Consider the following 3,384-nt stretch of genomic DNA (forward strand, 5'->3'; position numbering starts at 1 on the left):
CAGGTTCGGTACTCAGCTCTGAACAGGAAATGCAACTAGCGCTCCGATTACCTCAGGTTTCATCTGCGGGATCATCGTCAGAAATGACGACACCAAAACGCCTAACTCGGCGAGCATTAATTTTTGTTTCCTTACCGATCACCTTAAGCGCTGCCTTGGTTCGGGTTGTTATTTTCTCCATTTCCGGGGACGGGTTCGAAATTCTTGAAAACTGCATTGCGTTGGACAATAGCCTCCTCAGCTCCACCCCGGAGCTTGCCTTGAAAACTTCAAGATATTTTTCCAGCGGCGCCTCCGCAATTACACCTAGCAGCTCTTCGCTCCAGCTGTCCTTTATTGAAGACAGGGCGCTCTTGAAGTCTTGTGGTGGCTTTAGCTTTACCGCCTTTGCATCAAAAGCTGCGCGCAAATCTGGATCTGTAATGTCGTGGGCGAATGCATACTCGTTCAAGTCAAAGAAACTGTGACCTTCATCTCTTTCGTTTACATAAAGATCAATTAACTCTTTAGCTTGATCTTCTCGCCCTAGCTCCTTTAGAAGGGTCACTGTTCCATTCACATTGAGTGGCGTTATGTGATTGAAGTTTTTCTTAAAAGACTCGTATATCCCATCGAGAACTTCATCCGCGTCATTCGCGAAGGAGCCATGGTAGGCCTCCCAAGCCTTCTCAAACGATCCATCTGCCCTAGCTGCAACTATCTTAGCTTCAAGAGCTTTTGCGTGAGGCACAATTTTTTCCGGTGTGAAATAGCCAGCCATTACACCGTCCATTAGGGCAAGATCAAACTCATCTGTCCATGTGTAGCCGTAATCTTCGAGTTTAGCCTTCCAAGACGCTTTGCTCCCACTGTCATCCATTACTTCTTCATCAGAGGCAAGAATAGCCCACTCTGCTGACAAGGAACGGATGAAGTCTAAGGAAGGAGCTTCAGTTGGTTGATCATTTGACCATGAAAAAAGCGCTACAGAAGCAACCACTGTATCAAATACTTCGCTTGAATACTCTGATATCATTGGCTGCACAGCGCGTACCAAGCGATCAATTCTTCGGATGACGCGAATATTGGTAATGCCAAGCTTGACACACTTACTAGCAACTTTCTTGGAGACTTCGTCCGGCGTGTCAAATGCCGCTTCTGCTGCCTCCACAGCGCTTGGGCAAAATTCGATCGAAATATCAACTACTTTTTCTAGGCTTTCTCGAAAATCTTGTTGATCACCATCCGTTAGCTCCTCTTCATTCAGGATAATGACGACTTTGCAGGCTCGCTGCTCCTTTAAAAATGAAGCGAGTCCGAGGACGTCCTTTATATCTAGGTCTCTCCCTCTCCTTTCTATATCATCGATGCAAATGAGTTGTTCGTGGGTCGTTAGAGAGGCCAACGCCGTGGCAGCATCTGAGTCAGTTATACCCTTCAAGCCTGGAATAAGATGAATAAACTTAGCCTTCTTCCTCCAGTCGAACCTTGATGACAAATAGCTGTCCAACTTGTCGATGTTGGTTTTCTCATCATCGGGAGTTAAAGAGATCTGATTCTCGAAAATAGAGAAGCGAAGCTCCGCAAGAGAGTTCAGGCCGAATAAGGAAATATATGAGTAATTCCCGAATGGGATTTTCTTATTGGCCTTTGCGGATTCAACAGCCTTGTTCCAAAGATGAGTTTTCCCTACTCCCCATTTGCCTCGAATACACAGCACTTCGGGCTCTTTGCTCGAAAGGAAGAACTCTAGTTCTCGATTGACAGCCTCAAGTGTCACGTCTATCGCCTCTGAATGTTTTTCCAAGTTCGGCTTTTAAAATTGATCCGTGCCCGGCCGAACGCCTTTACACTTTTGCATACTCTCAAGGTAATGAGGGCTAATCAAGGATGAAGATTGGTTTCAATGTACTCTTCCTCCCCGTTCAGATAAGAACTTCGAGCTTAATCGAAGGATATCACTGTGCTCTCTGTAAGGTTTTGCAGCTTCAGATATTTTGTTTGGCGATTCGAGCTCCCAAAGTGTGCTACCCCAGCAACCCTAACCTATGGTCCATCTCTGCATCCCCTCGAGCCACCGGCGAAATACTGCGGCCTGTTCGCTCTTGGTAGGTGAAGAGGCGATCCATGTAGCCAACGCATCGAATTCCCTTCCGGTTCTCAATATCCTCCTGCAGGCGCTCGTCCGAGACGTATGAGTATTCAGGCATATCCGGCAACTTGATCGACGTGGGCAAGGCTTGGCCAACCACGGCTTTCGAGGCCTCCGCCATCACATCACGAAGTTCAGCAACTCGCATGTGATCGATGATGTAGCTGTCATGGATCGATAAGACCGGGACGCCTTGCTGGGTAAAGTGGCTGTGGATATGGGCCGTTATCTGGCTGTCCAGGTACATCAGCCGGATGCCTTGGTCTGAGAATAGGAACTCTTCTAGAACTGGGTTCACCTCCAAGAAGGACGCCAGCAACTGGTCCAATTTCTTGTCGCTTAGTGTTTTCCCGACATGCCCTCCAGGAAATCCATCCCGGAAAGCCCTGTAAGCTGCCGATTTTTCCTTTGCGTTGATGGCAGTAAGGGCCAGTCGCTTGACCAATTTTCGCAACAAGTCTGGAGGGTATGCTTTGAAATCTTCTTCAGAAACAGCATACGGGTCATGCTTCATTTCAGCCCCCGCTTGAGCGTATAGCATCGCTACGTGGAGGCCCTTGAAGTCAACTTCGACGGTCGGCTGGTCATCGATGAAGATTTTCGACCGCCAGTCTTCGTTCACCTGCTGCCACCAGCCGCCATAAAACCGGCCATTCATTGACCAGTCCTTACGGCTGAATACGCGGCGCAGTCGGGCATGATCCCGGTGAATATGCAGTGGAGGAGCTGTTACCTCGTCATCATCACGCTGTATGATCGGTTCTTGCAGTGTCGCAATATCGATGAATGAAGCGGCCAGCAGATCATTGTACGCCTTTAACTCGTCCCGCATGGCATTGGTGTTTGGGTTATCGGTGTATTCAACTTCTTTTCCGACTTTCCCGGCCACCTTTTCATCCCGCAAGATGATGATTTCCTGCCCTTCGAAGTGGTGCACATCTTCGCGACGGAACCTCGCTGCCCGGAACATGTCCTGAAGCCCCTCGGACGCCCTGATGCGTGTTATTCTGTTGCTCTTGGCTCCCGGACCGGCATAGCTGCCCTTGGCGAGGTCAACCAACCCAGCAATACTCAATGCCTCCGTGATGGGGATCAGTTTCTTCGACAGATGCAGAGCATTGTATCGGGAATTGGCCTTCCACTCGTTCGGAGACATAGACATCCCGATACTCAACTCAGGATCCTCCAGCCATGCCACATAGAGGTCTAGGATCAGCACGCGCAGCTGGTTCTTGAAGGAAGTCTTCGGCTGC

General features: G+C 49.0%; 2 protein-coding genes. Both read right to left on the reverse strand.

Features of this window, described 5'->3' with window-relative positions; genetic code table 11:
- Positions 1-52: 52 nt before the first annotated feature.
- A complete protein-coding gene (locus L1069_RS23545) occupies positions 53-1,759 on the reverse strand; it encodes a P-loop NTPase fold protein (RefSeq protein ID WP_237457266.1) in 1,707 nt (568 codons plus the stop codon).
- Positions 1,760-2,006: 247 nt separating this feature from the next.
- A partial coding sequence (locus tag L1069_RS23550) for a hypothetical protein (RefSeq protein ID WP_237457267.1) occupies positions 2,007-3,384 on the reverse strand: 1,378 nt, incomplete at its 5' end.

Origin of the sequence: Leisingera sp. MMG026 (assembly GCF_021654205.1) — a bacterium.
Lineage (GTDB): Bacteria > Pseudomonadota > Alphaproteobacteria > Rhodobacterales > Rhodobacteraceae > Leisingera.